Annotated in this window: 25 protein-coding genes; 9 read left to right on the top strand and 16 right to left on the bottom strand. The window is 43.0% G+C overall.

Annotated features, from left to right (window positions below):
* Positions 1-76: 76 nt before the first annotated feature.
* A complete protein-coding gene (locus VB714_RS00995; RefSeq protein ID WP_323220264.1) occupies positions 77-466 on the bottom strand; it encodes a hypothetical protein in 390 nt (129 codons plus the stop codon).
* Between the two features lie 41 nt (positions 467-507).
* Between VB714_RS00995 and VB714_RS00990 the strand changes: the two genes are divergently transcribed.
* The 3 genes from VB714_RS00990 (at position 508) to nadC (ending at position 3418) form a co-directional block, all read left to right on the top strand.
* The gene (locus VB714_RS00990) at positions 508-1392 is read left to right on the top strand and encodes a tRNA (5-methylaminomethyl-2-thiouridine)(34)-methyltransferase MnmD (protein WP_323220262.1); all 885 of its coding nucleotides are present in this window, start codon (positions 508-510) and stop codon (positions 1390-1392) included.
* A 107-nt stretch (positions 1393-1499) separates the two neighbouring features.
* On the top strand, positions 1500-2507 hold the full coding sequence (locus tag VB714_RS00985; RefSeq protein ID WP_323220260.1) for an HD-GYP domain-containing protein: 1008 nt from the start codon (positions 1500-1502) through the stop codon (positions 2505-2507).
* 56 nt (positions 2508-2563) lie between these two features.
* Entirely contained in the window at positions 2564-3418 is an 855-nt protein-coding gene (gene nadC / locus VB714_RS00980; protein WP_323220293.1) for a carboxylating nicotinate-nucleotide diphosphorylase, read from the top strand.
* Between the two features lie 71 nt (positions 3419-3489).
* Here the strand turns inward: nadC and VB714_RS00975 are convergent, their stop codons facing one another.
* Positions 3490-4086, bottom strand: coding sequence for a peroxiredoxin (locus VB714_RS00975; RefSeq protein ID WP_323220258.1), 597 nt, complete (start codon positions 4084-4086; stop codon positions 3490-3492).
* Between the two features lie 235 nt (positions 4087-4321).
* Here VB714_RS00975 and VB714_RS00970 point away from each other — a divergent pair, with 235 nt between their 5' ends.
* Both VB714_RS00970 and VB714_RS00965 read left to right on the top strand, forming a co-directional pair.
* Positions 4322-4687, top strand: a complete 366-nt coding sequence (locus tag VB714_RS00970; RefSeq protein WP_323220256.1) for a zinc ribbon domain-containing protein — start codon at positions 4322-4324, stop codon at positions 4685-4687.
* A gap of 4 nt (positions 4688-4691) precedes the next feature.
* Positions 4692-6035, top strand: a complete 1344-nt coding sequence (locus tag VB714_RS00965) for a hypothetical protein (protein ID WP_323220254.1) — start codon at positions 4692-4694, stop codon at positions 6033-6035.
* A 39-nt stretch (positions 6036-6074) separates the two neighbouring features.
* Here VB714_RS00965 and VB714_RS00960 read toward each other — a convergent pair whose 3' ends face one another.
* The 7 genes from VB714_RS00960 to VB714_RS00930 all read right to left on the bottom strand — a co-directional run bounded on the left by VB714_RS00960 (position 6075) and on the right by VB714_RS00930 (position 11804).
* Positions 6075-6344 (bottom strand): glutaredoxin family protein, encoded by a 270-nt coding sequence (locus VB714_RS00960; RefSeq protein ID WP_323220252.1) that lies wholly within the window; start codon positions 6342-6344, stop codon positions 6075-6077.
* Positions 6344-7579 (bottom strand): ATP phosphoribosyltransferase regulatory subunit, encoded by a 1236-nt coding sequence (locus tag VB714_RS00955; RefSeq protein WP_323220250.1) that lies wholly within the window; start codon positions 7577-7579, stop codon positions 6344-6346. Before VB714_RS00955 ends, VB714_RS00960 begins: the two co-directional genes overlap by 1 nt.
* A gap of 11 nt (positions 7580-7590) precedes the next feature.
* The gene (locus tag VB714_RS00950) at positions 7591-8538 is read right to left on the bottom strand and encodes a DnaJ domain-containing protein (protein WP_323220248.1); all 948 of its coding nucleotides are present in this window, start codon (positions 8536-8538) and stop codon (positions 7591-7593) included.
* 202 nt (positions 8539-8740) lie between these two features.
* The gene (locus VB714_RS00945; RefSeq protein WP_323220246.1) at positions 8741-9592 is read right to left on the bottom strand and encodes an inositol monophosphatase family protein; all 852 of its coding nucleotides are present in this window, start codon (positions 9590-9592) and stop codon (positions 8741-8743) included.
* Positions 9593-9666: 74 nt separating this feature from the next.
* Complete coding sequence (locus tag VB714_RS00940) at positions 9667-10035, bottom strand: 2Fe-2S iron-sulfur cluster-binding protein (RefSeq protein ID WP_323220245.1); 369 nt, start codon at positions 10033-10035, stop codon at positions 9667-9669.
* A 27-nt stretch (positions 10036-10062) separates the two neighbouring features.
* Positions 10063-11445: a response regulator gene (locus VB714_RS00935; RefSeq protein ID WP_323220243.1), complete on the bottom strand. Its 1383-nt coding sequence runs from the start codon at positions 11443-11445 to the stop codon at positions 10063-10065.
* 197 nt (positions 11446-11642) lie between these two features.
* Positions 11643-11804 (bottom strand): hypothetical protein, encoded by a 162-nt coding sequence (locus tag VB714_RS00930; RefSeq protein WP_323220241.1) that lies wholly within the window; start codon positions 11802-11804, stop codon positions 11643-11645.
* A 40-nt stretch (positions 11805-11844) separates the two neighbouring features.
* On the opposite strand from VB714_RS00930, the gene VB714_RS00925 reads away from it, so the two are divergent.
* From VB714_RS00925 to VB714_RS00915, 3 genes are all read left to right on the top strand, one after another.
* Complete coding sequence (locus tag VB714_RS00925) at positions 11845-12603, top strand: hypothetical protein (protein ID WP_323220239.1); 759 nt, start codon at positions 11845-11847, stop codon at positions 12601-12603.
* A gap of 95 nt (positions 12604-12698) precedes the next feature.
* Positions 12699-12956, top strand: coding sequence for a hypothetical protein (locus VB714_RS00920; RefSeq protein ID WP_323220237.1), 258 nt, complete (start codon positions 12699-12701; stop codon positions 12954-12956).
* 209 nt (positions 12957-13165) lie between these two features.
* The gene (locus tag VB714_RS00915; RefSeq protein WP_323220235.1) at positions 13166-13606 is read left to right on the top strand and encodes a hypothetical protein; all 441 of its coding nucleotides are present in this window, start codon (positions 13166-13168) and stop codon (positions 13604-13606) included.
* Between the two features lie 35 nt (positions 13607-13641).
* On the opposite strand, the gene purS is transcribed toward VB714_RS00915, so the two are convergent.
* Positions 13642-13902, bottom strand: coding sequence for a phosphoribosylformylglycinamidine synthase subunit PurS (purS, locus tag VB714_RS00910; RefSeq protein WP_323220233.1), 261 nt, complete (start codon positions 13900-13902; stop codon positions 13642-13644).
* A 168-nt stretch (positions 13903-14070) separates the two neighbouring features.
* On the opposite strand from purS, the gene VB714_RS00905 reads away from it, so the two are divergent.
* Positions 14071-14457 (top strand): Fur family transcriptional regulator, encoded by a 387-nt coding sequence (locus VB714_RS00905; protein ID WP_204105680.1) that lies wholly within the window; start codon positions 14071-14073, stop codon positions 14455-14457.
* A gap of 68 nt (positions 14458-14525) precedes the next feature.
* Here the strand turns inward: VB714_RS00905 and VB714_RS00900 are convergent, their stop codons facing one another.
* From VB714_RS00900 to VB714_RS00875, 6 genes are all read right to left on the bottom strand, one after another.
* Positions 14526-15521 carry an SPFH domain-containing protein gene (locus tag VB714_RS00900; RefSeq protein ID WP_323220229.1) on the bottom strand — a complete coding sequence of 332 codons (996 nt, stop codon included), beginning with the start codon at positions 15519-15521 and terminating at the stop codon, positions 14526-14528.
* A gap of 2 nt (positions 15522-15523) precedes the next feature.
* Entirely contained in the window at positions 15524-15958 is a 435-nt protein-coding gene (locus VB714_RS00895; RefSeq protein WP_323220228.1) for an NfeD family protein, read from the bottom strand.
* A 135-nt stretch (positions 15959-16093) separates the two neighbouring features.
* Positions 16094-18304: a ComEC/Rec2 family competence protein gene (locus VB714_RS00890; protein WP_323220226.1), complete on the bottom strand. Its 2211-nt coding sequence runs from the start codon at positions 18302-18304 to the stop codon at positions 16094-16096.
* A gap of 52 nt (positions 18305-18356) precedes the next feature.
* A complete protein-coding gene (locus tag VB714_RS00885; RefSeq protein WP_323220224.1) occupies positions 18357-18854 on the bottom strand; it encodes a DUF4079 domain-containing protein in 498 nt (165 codons plus the stop codon).
* 107 nt (positions 18855-18961) lie between these two features.
* Positions 18962-19735 carry a nickel pincer cofactor biosynthesis protein LarB gene (gene larB / locus VB714_RS00880; protein ID WP_323220222.1) on the bottom strand — a complete coding sequence of 258 codons (774 nt, stop codon included), beginning with the start codon at positions 19733-19735 and terminating at the stop codon, positions 18962-18964.
* 22 nt (positions 19736-19757) lie between these two features.
* The gene (locus VB714_RS00875; protein WP_323220220.1) at positions 19758-21527 is read right to left on the bottom strand and encodes an ABC transporter substrate-binding protein; all 1770 of its coding nucleotides are present in this window, start codon (positions 21525-21527) and stop codon (positions 19758-19760) included.
* Positions 21528-21642: the final 115 nt, after the last annotated feature.

The following is a 21642-nucleotide window of genomic DNA, read 5'->3' as shown; positions in this document are numbered from 1 at the left end:
GGTTTTAACCGCACTCTTCGCAATTTTTTACATTGCTGGCGATCGCTGTTGAGCTTGAATTTAACAATATTCAAGCTCAAGACAAGGTTTTCCGCACAATTCCTTCAGCGATTTGACTCGCCCCAGAAACTCTCAAAGATTGACGGCGGAATAGGCGTATCATTATGGCCAAGCAGGTGAGAAAATAGCCCGAACCTACTAAGCTATTGAGAAAGAGAAGGCGAAAGCGAAAAATTTCGGAGGTTTGACTGCCTCCAAAGGAGAGAAGGGCATAAGCGAGTAACCAGCCTAGGGCAAGGGTAATGGACAAACGACAGATTTTGCGTTGTTCGGGAGTGCCGCGATCGCGCTTTAGGGTCCACAGGGCGGGTAATACGCCAAAAATGGGAATGAGATAAATATATTCTTGCAGTCGTTGCAAGGGTTTTTCGTAAAAAGGATCGTTCATACTGATCGTTAATGACACTTCTACTTCTCTGGACTCATGGCCGATAATTGATAATTGAAATGAGTTGGCAACCCCGATTAACCGATGATGGTTCTTTTACATTCTATTCTGGATTGTTTGATGAATGCTTTCATTCTTTTCATGGAGCGCGTCAAGAGGCAGAATATAAATATGTCGAACCTTGTCAGTTATACCAGAAAGCGAAAGAAAACGACTGTTTGCACTTGCTGGATATTTGCTACGGGTTGGGATATAACAGTGCGGCGGCGATCGCGGCGATTTGGTCTGCCCATCCCACTTGCTATATTAAGCTCGTTGCCCTAGAACTCGATGTTACCGTCCCCCAACAAGCGGCCAGTCAAGGTTTATTAGATTCTTTTTCTTCTCCTCATGGCGACGTTTCCTCCCTTCTCCGTGAATTTGCTGACACGCAGAAATTGCGATCGCCGCAAATCCAGGCTGACTTGTATGTGGGAGATGCGCGATCGCAGATTCAACGCGTTGCGCGATCGGGATTTTGCGCCGAGGCAATTTTCCTCGATCCTTTCTCTCCCCCCAAATGTCCCCAACTCTGGACAGTAGAGTTTTTAGCACAGGTTTCCCAATGCTTGCACCCCAAGGGAAGACTCGCAACCTATTCCTCTGCTGCTGCGGTGAGAACCGCTTTAACTCAGGCTGGTTTATCTTTTGGTGCAACTCAAGGAGTGGGACGGCGATCGCCTGGAACTATTGCCAGTTTTATGCCTGACGATCTACCACCATTATCGCCACAGGAACGCGAACATTTACACACCCGTGCTGCTATCCCCTACCGAGACCCCAACTTAAACGATTCTACGGCTACAATTCTGCAACGCCGAGAGCGAGAACGAGAAATGAGTCATCTAGAACCAACAAGTCGTTGGAAAAAACGTTGGACGCAGAATAAATCAATGTCTGAATAATCCTTAAAACCATTAGGAATTCTGACACGTAACAAAATTTCCGTGAAAAAACCGATCTCAAAATGGGTTTCCAACAGCATACTTGGAATAGGTTTCTTTTTAAGCTAGTGATTTCTATCTCCGAGGGGATTGAGGATTCGATCGCCAACATTCATCATCTAGATCGACCAAAGGTAATGGTTGTAGACGATCGCGCTCTAACACGCCAATTAGCGGTGGATTTGCTGCAATTGGAGGGCTATGAGGTTAGGGAGGCCGAAGGGGGCGCGATCGCGCTGGAAATCGCTTCTGAGGACGATCTAGATTTGATTTTGCTTGATGTTTTAATGTCGGGAATGGATGGTCTCGAGGTCTGTCGGCGACTTAAACAAAACGAAAAAACTGCTCACATTCCTATTCTTTTTATGACTCTCGCAGACGATCGCCGTCTGCGTCTTGATGGACTTGAAGCTGGAGGCACAGATTTTCTCGCTAAACCCATCGATCGCCTCGAACTCTCGGTCCGCGTTAAATCTCTGATTCACCAAAAACGCCTCAATGAAGATTTAAACCACTCCAAACAAGTTCTCTTTTCCATCGCGCGGGCGATCGAATGCCGTTGCAGCGATACGACAAACCCTTCGGAACGGCTAATAGAATTAGCACAAAAGTTTGGCGAACATTTACAGCTTTCCAAACTCGAGATTAAACATCTCAAAAATGCCGCTCATCTTCACGATATTGGCACGATCGCGATTCCCGATGCTATTTTTCTCAAAACTACTCCCCTAACCTTGAAAGAACGAGAACTTATTCGCCAGCACGTTTTAATTGGAGAACAAATCTGCCAACCCGTGCGAGATTTACAAGGAGCTTTACCGATTATTCGCCATCATCACGAACGTTGGGATGGGAGTGGCTATCCTGATGGAATTGCGGGAGAAAATATTCCTTGGTTAGCTCAAGTTTTTCAAATCATTGATATTTATGATGCTCTGACCAGTAAGCGTCCTCACAAAAAACCACTTTCTGCCGATAATGCTCTCACAATTCTTGAGGAAGAAGCCGAGCGAGGATGGCGCAATCCAGAATTAGTCGCGCAATTTTGTGCTTTTTTAGAGGGCAAGAAGTTCTAAACTGGTATCGATGCAAAACAAAATTACAAGACAAAATTTTAGGTTCAATTTTGGCGATGATATTACCCCCTTGGATCGTTCTCGATCCTAGTTTAAAAAGCTGGCTTTTGGAAGATATTGGTCGCGGCGATCGCGCAACTCAAGGTTTACTCACCTCAGAAATGCCCTGGGGTAAAGCAAATTGGATCGTGAAAGAAACGGGAATGATTGCAGGATTACCGATCGCCGCTCGCATTTTTCATCTACTCAATCCAGAGGTTCGTTTTACCGCTAAGGTTAAAGAGGGTGAATGCTGCTCAGAGGGAACCATTATTGCTGCTTTAGAAGGTCCTTTTGATGCCTTGCTGATGGGAGAAAGAGTGGCCTTAAATTTAACCATGCGCTTGAGTGGAATTGCTTCAGCAACTCGCCAATATGTTGAGGCGATCGCGACTCTCCCCGCGCGCTTTGTCGATACCCGCAAAACAACTCCTGGTTTAAGACTCTTAGAAAAATATGCTACAGGAGTGGGAGGGGCAATAAATCACCGTATGGGACTCGATGATGCAGCTATGATTAAAGATAATCACATTCAAGCAGCCGGGGGAATTGGTAAAGCGATCGCGCAAGTTCGCGCTACACTCCCCTATCCTTTAACGATTGAAGTAGAAACCAGTAACATTTCTGAGGTTCGAGAAGCATTAGAGTATCAAGCTGATATTATCATGCTCGATAATATGACCGTTGAAACGATGGGAGAAGCCGTCAAAATTATCCGCGATCGCAATCCTGCAACCCGCATTGAAGCATCAGGAAATATTACTTTAAAAACTATTTATCCTATTGCAGAAACAGGAGTTGATTATATTTCCAGTAGCGCACCCATTACGCGATCGCCTTGGCTCGATCTCAGCATGAAATTGATGGCTTAAACTCTCAAATATAACCAAAAACAGGAGACGACATTGCGATCGCCTCCTCCCAAAGATTCCGAAATGCAGAATTAAGAAACAGCAGAAAAATAAACTTTCGACTTTTTCGGATCGGGAACCATTGTTTTATCACCTTCTTGCCATCCCGCCGGACAAACCTCATCAGGGTGAGACTGCACGTATTGAATTGCTTTTAGGGTTCGCAGCGTTTCGTCTACACTACGTCCGAAGGAGAGATTATTCACTGTTTCGTGCTGAATAACCCCATCTTTATCAATGATGAAGAGGCCGCGCAATGCAACCCCTGCATCGGGATCGAGAACGTTGTAAGCTGTACTAATTTCTTTTTTGATGTCGGAAACGAGAGGGTAGGCAATATCGCCAATTCCCCCTTCCTTGCGATCGGTTTGAATCCAAGCTAGGTGAGAAAATTCACTATCGACAGAAACCCCGAGAACTTCTGTGTCGATTTTGCTAAAATCTTCATAGCGATCGCTAAAAGCCGTAATTTCTGTGGGACAAACAAAAGTGAAATCTAAAGGGTAAAAGAAAAGAATAACATATTTACCGCGATAATCTGCGAGCTTCAAGGTTTTAAATTCTTGATCGTAAACGGCAGTTGCCGTAAAATCTGGGGCGGGTTGACCGACTCTGAGGCATCCTTCCATGATTGACACTCCTTAACCTAGGGATGGGGATTTTTGAGCAACACAAATCAATTGGCATATTAGAGTTATCCCAATTATTGCCCACTGCTTAATTTAAGCAAACTTTAAGAACTGTTACAAGCAGTGAGGGTAAGTTTTGGGCGATCGCTACTTGAACTTTGCGATCTACTGACATCTGTTGTATAAAAAATTTGTAGCCTTTTTTTGTTAGTAAACTTTACTAGGCCGAAGGATTATGCCCAATTGCCCTCAATGCGAAAATTTAGTCACCTCTGAGGCGATAAAATGTCCCCATTGCGGTGTTATTCTGAAAGCCTACGGACATCAAGGAATTCCGCTCTATCAAGCTCAAGGAGAATCTTTTTTATGCGATCGCTGTGTTTATCACGAAGATGAAACCTGCACCTATCCCCAACGTCCCTATGCGAAAACTTGTACGATGTACTGCGATCGCGCTTCTTGGCAAGAGGATATTGTCCCCCCGTTACAAGGTTGGAAAGCATTACAATTCTGGTGCAGGCAAAATCGCGGTTTATTGCTTTTCTTGGGAGTTATTTTAGTTAGTTTGTTCGTCACGCTATTAAGTTTAACTGATAACTAAAATTATGGAATGTCCGGTTTGTAAAACGACTTATGTAAAAGGAAAAGTTCAGCGCTGTCATGTTTGTGGTTGGGAGCTTTCTTCTTCGTGTTTATCGATTGTTGGTCCTTTGCGAGTAGAACATCAGATATCGGTGTCTTCTTTGGAAAAAATCCAGGCTTGGGCGCATTATATGTGGAGTACCCAACAAGCTCAAAAAGAACAGGTTGCGAAGTTACAAAGACAATTGAATAATGCTCAACAAGAGGGAGAAAGAAATCGCATTCAATTAGAACAAGTGCGATCGCAACAATTTGCAGCTAATATTCCTTCTCCATCTTACTCTTCTCCTGCACCAAACCCGTCTTCAATTTCTTCTGTAAATTCTTCTTCAATTCCTTCTTTAGAGCGCATTCCACCGGAAGGAAGAGAAGTTCTAGAATGGATTTTACAACGTTTTACGCGGGCGGAGGAGGAGCGATCGCAACTGCAATTACAATTTGCTCAATTACAAAACACTAACCCCGCTACGATCGCAGAAGAAGTTGAAAAAACAAGCACTGAAACAAGCAATCGATCTTCGCAAATGCTTCTTCCGGAGCAGATGCGAGATATCGAACTATTACGGGTGGAACTGCAATCTCGGACATCTTTACAACTCTCTCAATTTCAAGCAGTAGAGCGATTAAAAGAGCAGTTTCAGCAGCAAATCGAAACTGTAACGACACAAATTCAGCAAATTTCTCAGGAGCGCGATCGCCTACATTCTCAGCTTACTGCACAACAAGAACATCTCGATCGCAAACAGGAAGAAGGGAAAACGCTACAAGCAACATTAACGGCTAAATGCGATCGCCTCGAATCTCAACTCGCTAGACAACAAACTCAAATCCAACAACTTAGAGAAGACAATATCAAATTAGAAGGGGCGATCGCCGAGCGCGATCGGGTTTCTAGTGAGAAAGAACAAAAACAAGAAGAACTTATAGGAAATCGTATTCAAGAGTTCAGTCGAGAACAAAAAGAACTTATAGGAAATCATATTCAAGAGTTCAATCGAGAACAAAAAGAACTCAAGTTTCAGCAATCTCATTTAAGCGAACAATTACAACAGATTCGTAAACGTTGGCAATCCCATTTAACTCAGCAACAAATGACGCTGCAACAGGGTAGTAAAGAAGATAAAGAGCGCCAATCTGCCCTCGAAACTCAACAAATGCAACTTTATGACCAAATGACCAAGATATTAGCCCGTTGCGATACTTTAGAGTCGGGTTTGGAGAATCTACAACTGTCTTTACGAAATATCCCCCGTATTATTTCTAGTCCTGGGAAACGAGCTAATCCTCCCGTTTATACAAAATACTAATCAAGGGGAGGGTTTGGAGACCAAACCCCTACGGAAAAATCAAAATCCATATTTCCGCAACAGTTTCTCTAATTGACGCGGGGAAGTACGAGGGGAAGGACGGGGTAAAATCTGCTCTTTTCCCTCTATTTCCCTTGCTAATACGGGAATTTCGTATTGATAGGCTGCAAACCAATCCTCTCGCGTAGTGATATCGCGAACGACCAATTCTACCCCAGCAAAATCCTCTTGATGAAGGCATTGTTCTAATTTTTCTTGTAATCCTTCACATAAATGACAGCCGGGTTTTGCATAGAGAATTAAGTACATTATTTTGTCTTGTCTGTTAAAATTTCAATATTTGGCGTTCCATCCGCTTCGATCCACACTAAACGGGAAATGCGAGAACTTTTGGCATATTCGCGAATCCCTTCGGGGGAACGTCCTCCCAAATCTAATTCTACCCTGACCGAGGGTTCTGCATTCCGCAAAGTTTGAGCGTGGGCGATCGCGGCAATTTCTGCTTGAGGACTGGTGGGAATGACTAAGAAATCGCTGGCTGGGGTCGATCGCGGTAAATCCTCGCTAGAAAGCAAACAAGCGTGTAACTCCTCTAAATTCAACGCAAAACCCACTCCAGGCGTGCTTTTCCCTTCAGGATGGTAGAGTTCGAGGAGGCGATCGTAGCGTCCGCCTTTGCCCAGGACTCGGTATTGATTATTTTGGGCGGAAACCACTTCAAAAACAATGCCGGTATAGTAATCAATTGTTTCAATTAAACTCAAATCGAGAACAATAGGAAGATGGGTAGAACTCTTTTCTAAGCGATCGCAGAGATTTTTTAAGTCATTAACAATACTTTTTCCTCGAGTATCCAAATCCCAACTTGAAACCGTTTGTAATACATCCGCAGGCTTGCCTCGCAGGTCGAATAACATTAAGGCTTTCTCTCGCAAACCCTCCGATAAGTCTGGATGTGCCAAGGATTCCAATGTGACGCGATCGAGATTAGCAATACAACGGCGAATGGTTGTTCGTATTGACTCAGGGAAAATCGAGAGAAGCGATCGCGTTAATCCCGCTTCTCCTAGAATAATATGCCATTCTGCCATGCCTAAAGATTGCAAACCCTCTGCCAATAAGAGGAGAATTTCCGTATCTGCCAAACTTCCGGCGGCGTGTAATAGTTCTACCCCAGTTTGATAGAATTCCATTTGCCGTCCGTGGTGTCCCCCCTTAAAGCGGCGAAAAACATTGGCATTGTAATATAAACGTTGAGGATAAGTACTTCCAGCCATGCGAGTCACTGCAGCCCTGGCGATGGAAGCTGTCAATTCCGGTCGTAACCCCAACCGACCTTCCGATGTATCTTCAATTTGAATCACCGTGTCGGGATCGATCGCCCCTCCCGCCGTGAGTGCATCCATCCGTTCTAAGGTGGAGGTAATAATGCGCTGATAGCCCCACTGATGGAAAACTTGGCGCAGGCGATCGGCGATCCAGCGTTTTTGTGCCACGTCAAGGGGCAGTAAATCTCGAGTTCCGGCTGGCGGTTGGTGGATCATGTTATTGTTAATTACTTTTTCTTCCCTCCAAATAACCCAAACATTCCCCCCGATTTATTATCGGACTTGCTGGATTTTCCCTTTCCTGTTGATGTGCTTTGTTGTTTGCCCCCGGTTTTTCCAGCAAGGCGATCGAGGGCAGCTTTGCCTTTGAGTCCGAGTTCATCTTTGGGGTTGTATTGCAGGGCTTTCATAATATGTACTTTCGCCATGCTGACCTGATTTTGTTTTAAATAGGCCAATCCCATTAAACTATGACAAGCGCTATTTTTGGGATCGAGTTTGAGACCGTCCCGCAATTCTAAGATTGATTTGGCATAATTGCCTTTTTCAAGATATTCCCGCGCCCGACGAGTGTAGGGATCGACTGGGGAACTTTGGGGGACGGGTTCCCCAGAAGGACTGGGTTTTTGTCCTTGTTTGGGGGAAGAGGGTTTAGCTGCTGTCTGACTCGATGTTGATTTTCTCACTCCTTGTCCTTCTTTCCGCATCAGGTAAACTAGATTTAATTCACTCAGGGCGGCGATGTTTTCTAGGACTTGACCGATCGCCTTATATTGATTTGAGGCTAAGTTGGATATCTCTCGCTTATAGGCTGCATCAACATCGCTGCTACCTGCTTGAGCCAATTTTTTGGCCCCCTCAGTTTCTAGGCTGGGTAATCCTTCGGCGGCTAAACGCTTGCCTGTCTGTTCGAGGACGATATGATATTCTGTGCGGTTCTTGGCTTTTTCCTGTAGGGCTTCGTAGGCAGGATTAACTAATTTGGATAAGATCTCATTGGCTTGTTTGCGATCGCGATCGCTGGCTTCTCTTAATTTATCGGGGTGGAGACTGTGGGCAAGTTTGAGATATTGTTTGCGAATCGCTTTGGCCTCGGTATTCACAGGAATACCTAAAATGGCATAGTGATCGGTGATGTCATATTTAAAAAGTCCGCGTTGAATGTTAAAAGGCATAATTTTCTCGATAGGGAATAGAATTAGTTGCAGTTATTGTGTATTAGGACTGAAATGGTTAAGGAGCGAGACGCTCCCACTACCGTATTCTATCTTTAGGGTAGTGCGGGCATCTTGCCCGTTCGTGCGTCCTATCTGTTCTGAATTTTTAGAGGTTTACTCTTATTATCTCTATTTTTTTCTCTACTGGAAAATACTTTCTTCATGTCAATTTTTGCATTTCTGCCAAATTAGACCAAACGCTAATGGGAGGCGTTGCTAAGAGCGATCGCGATAGGGCAGAATGAATCTGGCTGTTGGTGGCTAAGATGCGACCGGATTGGAGATCGAAAGGACTCTCATCATAGGCGGTGACTCGGCCTCCTGCTTCTTCCACCAGAACAATACCAGCAACAATATCCCAAGGTTTCAAACCGCGTTCCCAATACCCATCCAAATGACCGCCAGCGACGAGGGCTAAATCTAAGGCTGCTGACCCTCCCCGGCGAACGCCTTGGGTTAAATGGGTTAAATAGCAAAACTCGGCGTAGTTATTATCTGTTGTTTCGTGGCGATCGTAAGCGAAGCCCGTCACGAGGAGGCTGTGACGTAAATCAGTCGTGGAGGAGACTTTGATGGGACGGCGGTTGCAAGTTGCCCCGAGTCCTTTGGCTGCTTGGTAAAGGCGATCGCGGACGGGATCGTAAACAACACCAATGTGAGGAATATTATCAATTAATAAACCAATAGAAACGGAAGAAGCGGGATAACCGTGGGCATAATTTGTCGTCCCGTCGAGGGGATCGATCGCCCACAAATATTGTTCTCGATCGCCGCCAATGCGTCCCGATTCTTCTGCTAGGATTGGATGATCGGGAAAATGGCGAGTGAGAATTTTGAGAATAACGGCTTCTGATTTTTTGTCAACTTCGGTGACGAGATCGCCTGGTCGTCCTTTTTCTTCAACGGACTCGATTTTACCCCAACAGTCTCGCAAAACTGCCCCAGCAGCAAGGGCGGCTTCTGTGGCAATATCAAGGATAATTTGCAGTTGTTCGGCGGAAGTTGACTGCATGGATTTTAGAAAAAGTGTACCTTCTAACTATGCCATGAAGAGGGAGTAGGGAGTAGGGAGTAGGAATTAGCCTATTAATCTTCGTCTAGGGGGAAACCAAAGCGGACTCGTCCCCTGGCAAAATATTGGCCAAATTGGAGTTCATAAACTTCATCTTCATCTTGAGTTTCTACGCGAATATCCGATCGCGCATACCCCACGCATAATAGCGCATACCCCTTTTTTTTCAGTTCTGGGGAGAGTCCGATCGCTTCGGGTTGGTCGATATCTCCAGAAAGAACTCGCACCGCACAAGTGGTACAGGCACCATTGCGACAGGAAAAAGGAAGCTCTATTTCTTGGTCTTCCAGACTTTGCAGAATGTAGCGATCGCTTGGCACTCTAGCATTATATTCTTTTCCTGTCGCGCGATCGCGAATGGAAATTGCGTGGGATTCGTTCATAAGATGCTGTAAATAAATCTTCGTTCCTTATGCTTTAACATATTTCTCGACCGCAGCCAAAACGCGATCGCGCACGATCGGTTTGGTGAGGAAATCTGTGGCCCCAACCATTTTTGCCCGCACTCGGTCTACAAAACCATCATTTCCGGTCAAAATGACAATAGGAGTATCTTTAAAGCGATCGACACGGCGAATTTGCGTACAAATTTCATAACCATTGGCGATGGGCATGATTAGATCGAGAAAAATCGCATCGGGTTTACATTCGAGTAAGGTAGGTAGAGCTTTAATGGCTTCTTGCACGGTGACGACACGATAACCGGCATTGGTTAATAAGACTTCCATCAAACGACAAACTTGGGGGCTATCGTCAATACACAAGACTACACCGCGATCGCCTTTTTCGGTTTTGGGAGTTTCTGGGTTCTTTTTTTGTCCTTGGGAAGTCGTCGCAGAAGGGGGAAAATCTTCGATTTCAACTAAGCCGATGGCCTGGTTGCGAATATAGGGGAGTAGCGATCGCGTTACCCCTAAAATATCTTGTTTCATCAAGACTGCTAAATCTCGCAAGGTTCGCTTCCCGTTGATGAGATTAGTCAGATGTTGGTAGATTTTAGGTGAGACTTGGGCTTGCAATTTTTCTCTATTTTTGAGAACGGGGGCTAAATTGGGCGAACATAAAGCTAAACCAGATTTAGCCCAACTTTCCCAAGCCCTTTCCGCCATTGTCCAAGCCAGTTCGATTTCTAAGGTCCAATCTCTGGGGAAAATCCCCGTATCGCCGTGGGAAGGGCGTACCCCCAAACGTGGGGTTAGAGTAAAAATGCCATCGCTGTTTTGAGAGTGCGCTTTTTTAATCTTCTTGGGATTGTTATGCGCCGCATTTTGGCTTAAGGTGGCTAATTCAATTGCTTGAACGATCTCGAACAAAATTTCTGTTACTGTGCCTCGCAAAATCGTAATTTGCTGGTCTTTATTAATCAGTTTTCTTTGAGATAAGAGGGTTAATAGTCCATAATCCCAACACTCGTTGCGATCGTTTTTCCGCGCTTGAATACTTTGATCGATCCCCGTGCGAATCAACTGTCGCCGCCAGCGTCGCTGTTCGTGCAATCCTCCCGATGCCCAAGCAAAACGACCCAAGGATAGGTATAAATTCCATTTTTTCCCTTGGACATCAATATCCAATCGCCCAGTAAAATGCTGTTTTTGCAGGCGTTCTAATTGGGATTTAAAGCGGTTATCTTCGTTCTCCTCAACTGTTATCTCGTCCAAATTTGTCTCGTCCAAATTTGTCTCGTTAAAATCCGGTTGATGAGTTTGAGCAGGGGAAATAGTGGATTGTGAAATTTCTGCGTTTCTGAGGCGATTTTGATTTCGCCATTTTTTGGCAATTATAGTACCTTGCATCAGGCACCCCCAAGTTATTTAATAATTTTTTCTTAATTTAATTAAATTTTAATGCAAAAGTGGGCTAAATCTTCATAATTCCACTCAATTTAACGTAAAGAAATATTGCAAATACAGGTGTAGAAAACCCGTATAATTATCAGGGATCGGGGAAATATACTGAAGATCGAAGAAAGTAGCCTCGATATTATCAAAATTCAGGCATTGTTTCGTTGAGAAGCATCAGTATATTTTGCCGATCGCGCCGAGGTTTGGCTAAAAACTGGCTCAATGCTAGGAGTGCGATCGCAACGCCTCAATTCTGGAATTTTCCTAAACCTACTCGAAAATTCTTCAAGGTCAATGCTATGATGAGTCATTCTTAGTACAAATGTAGGAGATCGGGATAGGGGTGACAATATGGCGATCGTCGCACTCAAGGCTTGGTATATCGAACAATACGAACCCATTCGGGAGATCGTCAAACGTCCTCACGATCTGCGATTAAGTCGCAGTAGTTTGCTTAAGTCGGGGTTGCGGGCGGACATTTTGGATGAGACGGAGGAAATAGCGACCTCGAAATGGTTTGAACGCTATATTGAGGGAGAAACGATCGAATTTTATATTGAAGGAAGCGGCGGTTATGCGATCGCCAATCTCGATCTAAAGTCTCACGAAATATATCTCACTAAGCAAGAACTGAATGCTTTCTTAGAACCGAAAATTTTCTTCAGCTATCAACAAGAGTACAAAGAATCTAGCGAACTGTTTCGGGAAGTATTAGAAGCGGCGATCGCCAAAGTTAATAAAACGGCACGTATCCCCCTCAGTCTAGAACTCGCCCAACGCCCCAAAAATGCCCCTCTACGCCTCAGTAGCGGACAATTAAGGCAAATTCGCAAAAGTCTTCTCTTTATCGCTGATGGGACGGCGATCGCCACGACAACAAGGGAAGATAAACCCCAACTTCTTCTGAGTTCTAATGTTTGCGTTGAACTGGGTTACGCCCTCCACAGCAAGCGTCAGGGGCAAATTCTTCTCCTGCAAATGGAACGCCTTCAGGGACAGTTTCCTTTTGACCTAACGAGCCATCAACAGTTATCATGCAAGACGGCTGAGGAAGTGCGTCAAACTCTTCCTTCTCTACTAGAGGCGCTTTTACAGCGATTTAATCTCTAGTCCTCCAACTTGATGATATTTTAATTGAAGGATTGCCTTCTCGTTTTTAGCAAAGGGGGCGTTAAAATATTGCGCCAAAATAAGGAGAAATTTCTATGGCTAGAAAACCAGATTCCTATTCAGTGTTTATTATGCTAACTTCGGGTCATCGCGAAGTAGTTCGCTTTACGACCATTCAAGAGTTTCAAAAGTGGTATAGTGGCGAACTGATGCCCAAGGCAGATGACACCAATTTTATTAGCGTACCGATTAAAAACGTTCAAGGAGAATACATGGTCATTCGCCCAAGTAATGTTGCAGCTATTCGTGTTGAACCTGTTTTTGAAGGCAGTATCGATCGCGATTTTGATTAGCTTTTGCTAGGAAAAGGAATGGCAAAATATAGGTTTTGTTGTTTCCTTGTATTTTCTCGGAAATAGAGGTCTCGATCGCGATCGAGGCCTTTATATTTGTCAAAATAAATTATCAAAATAAATTATCAAAAAAAGACTTGACTAAAACGAACAATAATACTAAGGTATTCTTATACCACTTGATTATTAATTCTACTTAATTTAAGGTCATGACTCGATCGCCAAAAAGCAAACATTTAGTCTGTCTTCCTGGAGGCAATAAAACGCCAAAAAGATCGTCTTTTCCTATCCCCAAACCTCCCGAAGCGGCGATCGCAAACCAGGATACATTTGCCGTCGATCTGCAACAATTGGAGGGTCAAGCGAGGCGAATTAACCAATTATCGGCAGAATTAGAAGCGGCGATCGCAGAGTTTAAAGAAACTGGCGATCGGGTGGATATCAATAGCGTTCATTTCCGTGAAGAATTGGGACATTATTGGTTCCCCGATCGCATTTGTAGTTATGGAGAGATTAAGATACCGCAGATTCGTCAAAAAGGAAATGGTGCTTTGATTTTATCTTCTCATCGCGTCGATCTTTTTGCAGCACAACGAGAAGCACATTTTCTAGCTCATTTGTTACGCCAGCGTAATCTTGCTAAACAGTGATTAGTTTTTAGTGATTAGTGTTTAGTGACCTAAATTCACGCGATCGCCAATACTTTTAACTCAAAACGATAATTTTCGATAACGGGGTTTGCTAAGAGGCGATCGCACATTTGGTCTAATTTTTTGCCCGCATCTGCTTCATTCTCAGCACTGAGATTGAGTTCGATATATTTCCCAATTCTCACCCTTTCCACTGTATCATATCCTAACTGTTTTAATCCCGATTGTACCGCGACTCCTGCGGGATCGAGAACGGAAGGGCGTAAGGTGATGTAAATTTTTGCTTGGAACTGCATTTTTAGTTATTGTTTATTGCGTGTTATTCGTTGCTTAATATTAGTTTCTGAAATACTCAAAATCCAGTATATTATAGAATTGTAGCCCAAGGCCAAAAGATCGCTCTAATTCTTTGAGAAAAATGCCAGAAACTGCTTTACTCTGAAGCGCGATCGCCAGACTTCCCCATGAAAACTCGTACTCGTTCCCAAGAAAAAATTCTCAATCTTCTCAAAACCTTAAATCGTCCAATTTCCGCACAAGACCTTTATATTGAACTGCGAAACGGTCAGCACAATATTGGACTGGCAACAGTTTATCGTGCCTTAGAAGCCTTAAAATTAGAGGGTGTGGTACGAGTACGAACTTTGGGGAATGGTGAATCTCTCTACAGTCTGGTTCAACGCGATCGCCATTATCTAACTTGTGTTAATTGCGATCGTTCTATTCCCATTGAACAATGTCCCGTTCATCAATTAGAGCAACAATTACAACAGTCTCATCATTTTAAAGTCTACTATCATACCCTAGAGTTTTTTGGGATGTGCGATCTCTGTCAGGAAGAAGAAAGTTAAATTTTGTGTAGGGACGTTAAATTTAATAGACCTGTATTTAACATCCCTATCCGAAAAATTAGTAGATTTTACTCTGCGGAATGGCGATCGAATTTTTCCAACTCGAAATTCAAACTGCTAGGATTTTCACCAATCACAGAACGAACCCCTTCTAAGGTGGAAATCATACTGCGCGGGTCCATAAACATGACCTTACTGCTTTCGCTACTCCCGATAGTTTTACCCATTTCTAAATAGTGTTGTGCTAAGAGAAATTGTAAGGCTTCTTTAGCTTGAGGATCGGTTTTTATTTTACCTCCAATAATATCTAATGCCTTTGCTGTTGCTTGCGCTTTCAGAACCTCCTGTTCCGCTTCTGCTTTAGCTTTTAAAATCGTCGCTTGTTGTTGTGCTTCAGCCTGCAAAATGGCAGCAGTTTTAGCCGCTTCTGCCTCTAAAACTTGTGCCTCCGCTTTACCTTTAGACTCATTAATTGCTGAATCTCTTTCGCCTTCAGAAGTTAAAATTGATGCCCGTTTTTTCCGTTCTGCCGCCATTTGTAATTCCATTGAATCTTGAACGGCTTTAGAGGGGGTAATATTGCGAAGTTCCACCCGCGTTACTTTGACTCCCCAAGGATCTGTGGCAATATCGAGTTCTCGCAATAAAGTTTCATTAACTTCAGTTCTTGCGGTAAATGTTTGATCGAGTTCTAGTTTTCCCATTTCCGAACGAATTTGGGTCAAAACTAAATTTTCCATGGCTAGGGGCAAATTTTCAATTCGATAATAAGCACGTTCCATGTCCATAATTCTCCAATAGACAACTGCATCAGCACTGATAGCAACGTTATCTTTGGTAATACAAGATTGAGGAGGAATATCCAAAACCTTTTCTCTAGTGGTTGCCTGATAAACAACTTTGTCAACAAAAGGAACGACAAAATTTAAACCAGGACTGAGTTTTTTCTTGAAACTGCCCAGACTTTCTACCAAAGCCTCGTTTTTCTCGTTAATAATTCTCACCGATCCTACAAGGGCAGAACCGCCAAATGCTAAGATAATAAGTAGAAAAAATTGTCCCATTGTTATTCTCCTTCGAGTAAAGATTTCGGGAGGACGATTAAAGTATTGCCCTCTCTTCCGACAATATACACTTTTTGTTTGGGGGCGATCGCCAGACTTTCCTCGCTGCATTTTCCTCGCCAAGAATTACCTTCATATAAAATGCGTCCCGTTTCTCCAGCAGGAATTTCGGTGAGGGTTTCTCCTTCTGTTTTGCCTTCAATTGTTGCACTTTTTCGTCTGGGGGTAAAAATGCGCCGCGAGAGAAGAACTAATAATGTTGAAAAAATCATCCATAGGGCAATTTGTAAGCCAGAGTGAGGCAGTATCAGCGAAATAAGCGCCACGACAAATGCAGCAATTCCCATCATAAACTCGACAAATGCTGTAGGAAAGAGCAACTCCATTAAACAGAGAATTACACCAGCAATGAGCCAAAGAAGAGTGGCATTAAACATGAGGATGTCTTTGAGAGCAAGGAAAGAAAATAAAATTTGAGAAACAAACTCTATTTATTTCTGGGATGATACGATCTTAACCTTCTTCTCCTCAACTCTCCCAAACTGTTAAGATACTTGACATTTTTTCAGGATTTAACCGGAATTTAACAAAGTTGTAAATCCTCGTTGCGGACTCCATTGTACTGCCCCATGTCGTCCCGTCACATAGACATAAATCTGTTTTTGCCGTAACCCTTGAAATGTATCGGAGGAAACGTAGGAAGAAGAAGCGATCGCGGTATCCCCGGCAAATGTTCTTAATACCTTCTCATTGACTGAATCTCCCATAAATAGCAACACTTGTGCTGATAAATCTGTGGGTAAAATTTCCTCGTTGGGGGCATAGAGTAACAGCCAAGTGCGATCGCCGAATTGCAGTTGCGCGATCGCGGGATGCAGTCTAACAATTTTGAGATTGCGATTGGTTGCTTCTTGTCCGACTGCAAAGGGATACACCCCCTTTGCTAAAGTCTCCTCATCTCCTGCTTCAAAGGTTGGGATCGCGTGTAAAAATGTTTTCACTTCTAATTTATCAAAAATTGGTTTCCAGCCCAGTTCTCGGTAATTTTTCAATGAGACTGCTAAATCGAGGCGATCGATGCCTTCATGTGCTAAAAAAGGTAAAACTGTATAATTTGCTGTATCGGTATTTCCAGCATCAATGAGGGTTACTTTTCCTCGATCTTGAATGACGATAATTTGTTCTTGTCCTGCTGCAAGTATTGTCATTCGCACTAAAGTTGCATTAGCATACAAAAGAGGCGCGATCGCGATTAAAATAGCAATTACTGCCATTGCCAACCATCTTTTCCCTTGCTGCAACGGTTTCCAGCAGCAAATCCCTAAAATAATGCCATAGATGGCCAAAACCTGGACAATGTTTAAGTTACCCACAGCTTGGGAACTGTTGGGTAAATTGATGAAAAAACGCACAATATTGACAAGAAATAGAGTTGGATAGAATAGCAGGGAGGCGATCGCGGTTCCTGCCCAAGGAAAAATCAACCCAATTCCAGCACTTAACATCCCTCCTAAAATAATGAGAGAACCGAGGTGAGTTGTGAAAATGTTAACTAAAATACCATAAGTGGCAAGAGAACTAAAATAGCAGGAGGCGATGGGCAGCGTCCAAATTGTGGCAGCGACGGGGATGGCGATAATAGTGGCGATGGTTGGGGGCAACCAATCTAAACGTTGAGTGATAGCGGGGACGCTAATCACTAATCCAAGGGTCGCAATAAAGCTCAATTGAAAACTCAAGTTCCAAATCCAGAGAGGATTGCATAAGAGGAGAAGCGTTGCCACCAAAAGCAATGCCCCCAAGGGTTTGACCTTACTTTCTATTGTCATGGCAAATAACACGGCAATTCCCATCAAAACTGCCCGCAAAACTGGAGGTTGCAACCCCGTCAGTCCCGTATAAGCAAGGAGAATTACAAGGGCGATCGCAAAACGATATTTCTCCTCTAAAGTCCGAGTTAGTGCTAAAACTCCTCCCAATAACAGGGAAACATGGAAACCTGAAGCGGCTAGAATATGTGCTAGTCCTGCCTGAATAAACAAATCCTGAATCTCAAAAGGGAGATCGATCGCCCTGCGTCCCATCACCATAGAACTCACAAGAGAGCCAAATGGTTCCGATAAACCTTGATTGTGAATGCGAACAATGCGCTGTCTCAGTTTCCACCATCCCCAAGGTTGTTTAGGTGAGACTTCCAGCAGTTCCCCCGACAATCCTGCGAATACTCCTTGAGGGGCAAGATATGCCTTAAAATCAAAACCACCGGGATTTTTTGCCCTTTGGGGTTCGTATAATCTCCCTTTAATGGTAATTGTTTGCCTTGGAACTAATTCTAAGTTCTCTGGTGGAGAAATAGTTGCATATAATTTGCCCTGAATATTAGTATCTTCATTGATTTTTTGAACGGCTAAAATAAAGCGTAATTTTTGATCGCGATTGAAACTGGGGCGATCGCGAATTTGTCCCGTTACTGTCACTTCTTCTCGGGAATTTGCCTGCCATAAACTCACATCATTAGTAGCAGGTTGAGGAAGACGCAATTGAAAATGCGCGATCGCTAATCCTGCGAGAATTCCCGCGACGATCCAAATCGGAAGACGGGGACTTTTACGCCAAAAACGAGAGGCGATCGCGCCAATAATTCCCCCTAAAACAATCTCAATACTCGCTAATCCCAACCCTTGTATTAAGGTTATTTTTTCAAAAGGAGAAGCCCATATCCCTGTCGATAATAGTCCTAATATATAGGCAATACACAAGATTACCCAACTCTGACGACTCATCGCTATATATTGCTTATTTTTCTAAGTGGGTGAGTATTTAATAGCTAAAAAGTTAAATGGAAAGTCCCAAACTTAAACCAAGAAAAGCATGAATAAACATGATTAGTACCGCAAAACTTCCCAAATAAGCATGAGTTGTTTTTAAGGCTTCTTTATTGCCACCAAATTTAGTCGCCGAAATGAATCCATTCAGTGCTAATAAAAAGACGACAAGGGAACCCGTCCAGAAATGAGGACTCTCAAAAATAGACTGTTCTTGCATGACCAAAGATAAAACACCTCCCGTGTAACCCAAACTAATAAATAAGAATAACCACGGGGCAAGTTTTCGATGCGATCGCCGATTTTTGATTGAGATTTCTGTGTCTTGGGAAATGCGTCCTTGCCAACCTACCCAAGCGGTAAAACTACCTAAAACAAAAATAACAATACCCATCATCAATGGGTGTCCCCAATGGATAATGGGTTCGGGAAAGCCTAGAGTGCGAAACCAGGCTGCGATCGGCTCTAAATAGGAGATTAAAATTGCTCGTACAGCTTCCATCACCATTGTCCTCATCTCAAGTCTTGAATCATTTTAAAAGATAACGGGACATTGAGCAATATTTTGCGATCGCGTAATTTGTAGAGTTTTAATTCAGCTTCGATTAGCTTAAATTATAACTTAGATTTTGCAGCAATTCGGGCTGCCGTCCGTAAAATTTGTCCAGCTAAAATTGCCGCACCAAACCCATTATCAATATTAACAACACCTAAGCCCGCAGCACAAGAATTTAACATCGCTAATAAAGCAGAAAGACCGCCAAAACTGGCACCATAACCTATACTGGTGGGAACGCCAATTACAGGGCAATTTGCCAATCCTCCCACAACACTTGGCAATGCACCTTCCATTCCCGCAACAACAATTAAAACATCCGCTTCATCCAGAAGATGACGATTATTTAAAAGGCGATGAACTCCTGACACTCCAACATCCCAAAGACGTTGCACGGGAAACCCCATTAACTCCCCTGTTATCGCTGCTTCTTCTGCAACAGGTAAATCTGATGTTCCGGCAGTTAAAATGGTGATTTTTCCAAATATTTCCTGAGATTTAGGATTGCCTAAAGCACAAATTCTGGCAATAGGATAATAGCGGAGATTGGGAATTATTTGTTTGATTTCTTCATAAATTTTAACCTCCACGCGGGTTGCCATAATTACCGATTGATGCTTGCTCATTACTTCCATAATTTGAGCAATTTGTTCTGAGGTTTTATCCTGTCCCCAGATCACTTCTGGAAATCCTGTCCGTCCTTGACGCTGATGGTCTATTTTGGCAAATTCTGCCACAGATTCATAACCCATTGCTTTGATTTTACTACGGGCAGTTTCTGGGGTTATATATCCCGATGAAACTGCTTCTAAGATTGTTTGTAATGTTTCCATAAATTTTCTGTTGTCATGGTGTTTAGTCTTCTTCAACCTTCAATTCATACAAGTTCCAAAATGCTCCCCCAAAGGAAGTAAACTTAATATTCTCAATGCGATCGCGGACGGCTTCTAAGGATAAAGCATTCACTAAGTATAAAAAGGGAACATTTTCTGCAACGACTTTCTGGAAATCTCCATAAATTTCGCGACGTTTTGACTCATCTAACTCTCTTGCACCTTCTTGAAAAAGGAGATCGATTTCTTTTTCCCAGTCAGAGATTTCCCATCCTTGCAGGGATTTTTCCCAAGGATAAGGTCCTTGATTGAATTGATGCAAAGAACCACCACTATACCAAATATTAAAACTACTATGAGGCTCAACACCACCACCACCAAAACCACCGACATAAGCATCCCAATCCCGACCTTGAAGGTGTTTTAAGACTGTGTTAAAGTTGAGAACCTGTAAATCTGCTTGAATACCGATCGCCTTTAAATCCTGTTGAATTTGGACGGCAGCATCAACCCGCGTTTTTTCTTCCGATTTGACTAATAAATTAAAGCGAATAGGATGATTATCTGCATCAAATAATTGCCCGTCCTCTTTGTATTGAAATCCCATTTCTAGGAATAAATCTTTAGCTTTCTGAGGGTTGTAATCATAAGTTTTTAGCCCTTCTTCTGGGGATAAATAGTAAGGACTCGATACACCAATAGGAGAGTGTTGTACTGCCCCTAAACCCCGATAAATATTATTTTTCATGCGATCGCGATTGATCCCATAAGCAAGGGCTTGTCGAAAACGAACATCGTTAAACCATTTAGACTTGATAGGATCGACAAAGGGAATACCTTTTTCGTTTTTTGCCTTGCTAAGATTAAAACTGAGAAAGCGACTTTCCGCAGAGGGACCGCCATTATAAATCGTATATTTTCCTTTTTTTTCCTCTTTTTTCAGCAAGCCAAATGCTTCCGGTTTGACATCTAAACTATCTAATTCTCCCGAACGAAAAGCAATCGATTGTGTTTCATCAGATTCAATAATTTGTAGGACAACTCGTTCGATATAAGGCTGAGATTGTCCTGTTTTATCTTTGCGCCAGTAGTAAGGATTGCGTTCTAAAATAACACGTTGTCCTGGAACATAATCCGTCATGCGATAATAGCCAGCCCCGATAATTTCTCGAGGATCGGTATCGGTTCCCCAAGTTGTTAATAAAACTAAATCTCCTTGTTCATCGGTGGTTTCTACTGCTTTTTGTAAGGCGTGTTTGGGGAGAATAGAAATGCCACCAGCATAGCGTAAAAAGGGTGCAAAGGGTTCGGGAACGGTAAATTCAACATGAAGATCGTCAATTTTGCGGACAGAAGGATAGCCATCACCAACACGCAAAATATCCCGAATACCGGTAGGGACTTTTTCGTTTAAATAGATATCATTATAGGAGAATTCTACATCATCGGCGGTGAGAGGATGACCGTCAGACCATTGCAATCCTTCTCGCAGGGTAAAGACAATTTTCAGCTTATCTTCAGAAATTTTCCAAGATTCTGCTAATGCAGGTTCTAATTCTGTGGTGATTCCATTTTGTGTTAGTAAGCCCTCATTAATAAAGCCAAAAATATTAAAAGCAGATTGATTGAGAGGAGTATTAAAAGTAGAAGGATCGCTAGGACTGACAAAAACTAATTGTGGGATAGCGTTAGCATTGCTGCTACGGGTCAAAACGCTGCGACCCAATAAGGCGATCGCCAGAATAACCATAACAACAAATAATCCCGGTTTCCAAATCCGACTTAAACTCATATTAATAGTTGATAGGGTAACAGTTGATAGTTGATAGGGTGATAGTTGACAGTTGATAGTTGATAGTTGATAGTTGATAGTTGATAGTTGATAGTTGATAGTTGATAGTTGATAG

This window comes from Spirulina sp. 06S082 (assembly GCF_034932145.1).
Lineage (GTDB): Bacteria > Cyanobacteriota > Cyanobacteriia > Cyanobacteriales > Spirulinaceae > CCY15215.
Note: the sequence above shows the minus strand (reverse complement) of the source record. Positions and strands in the feature narration are given on the sequence as shown.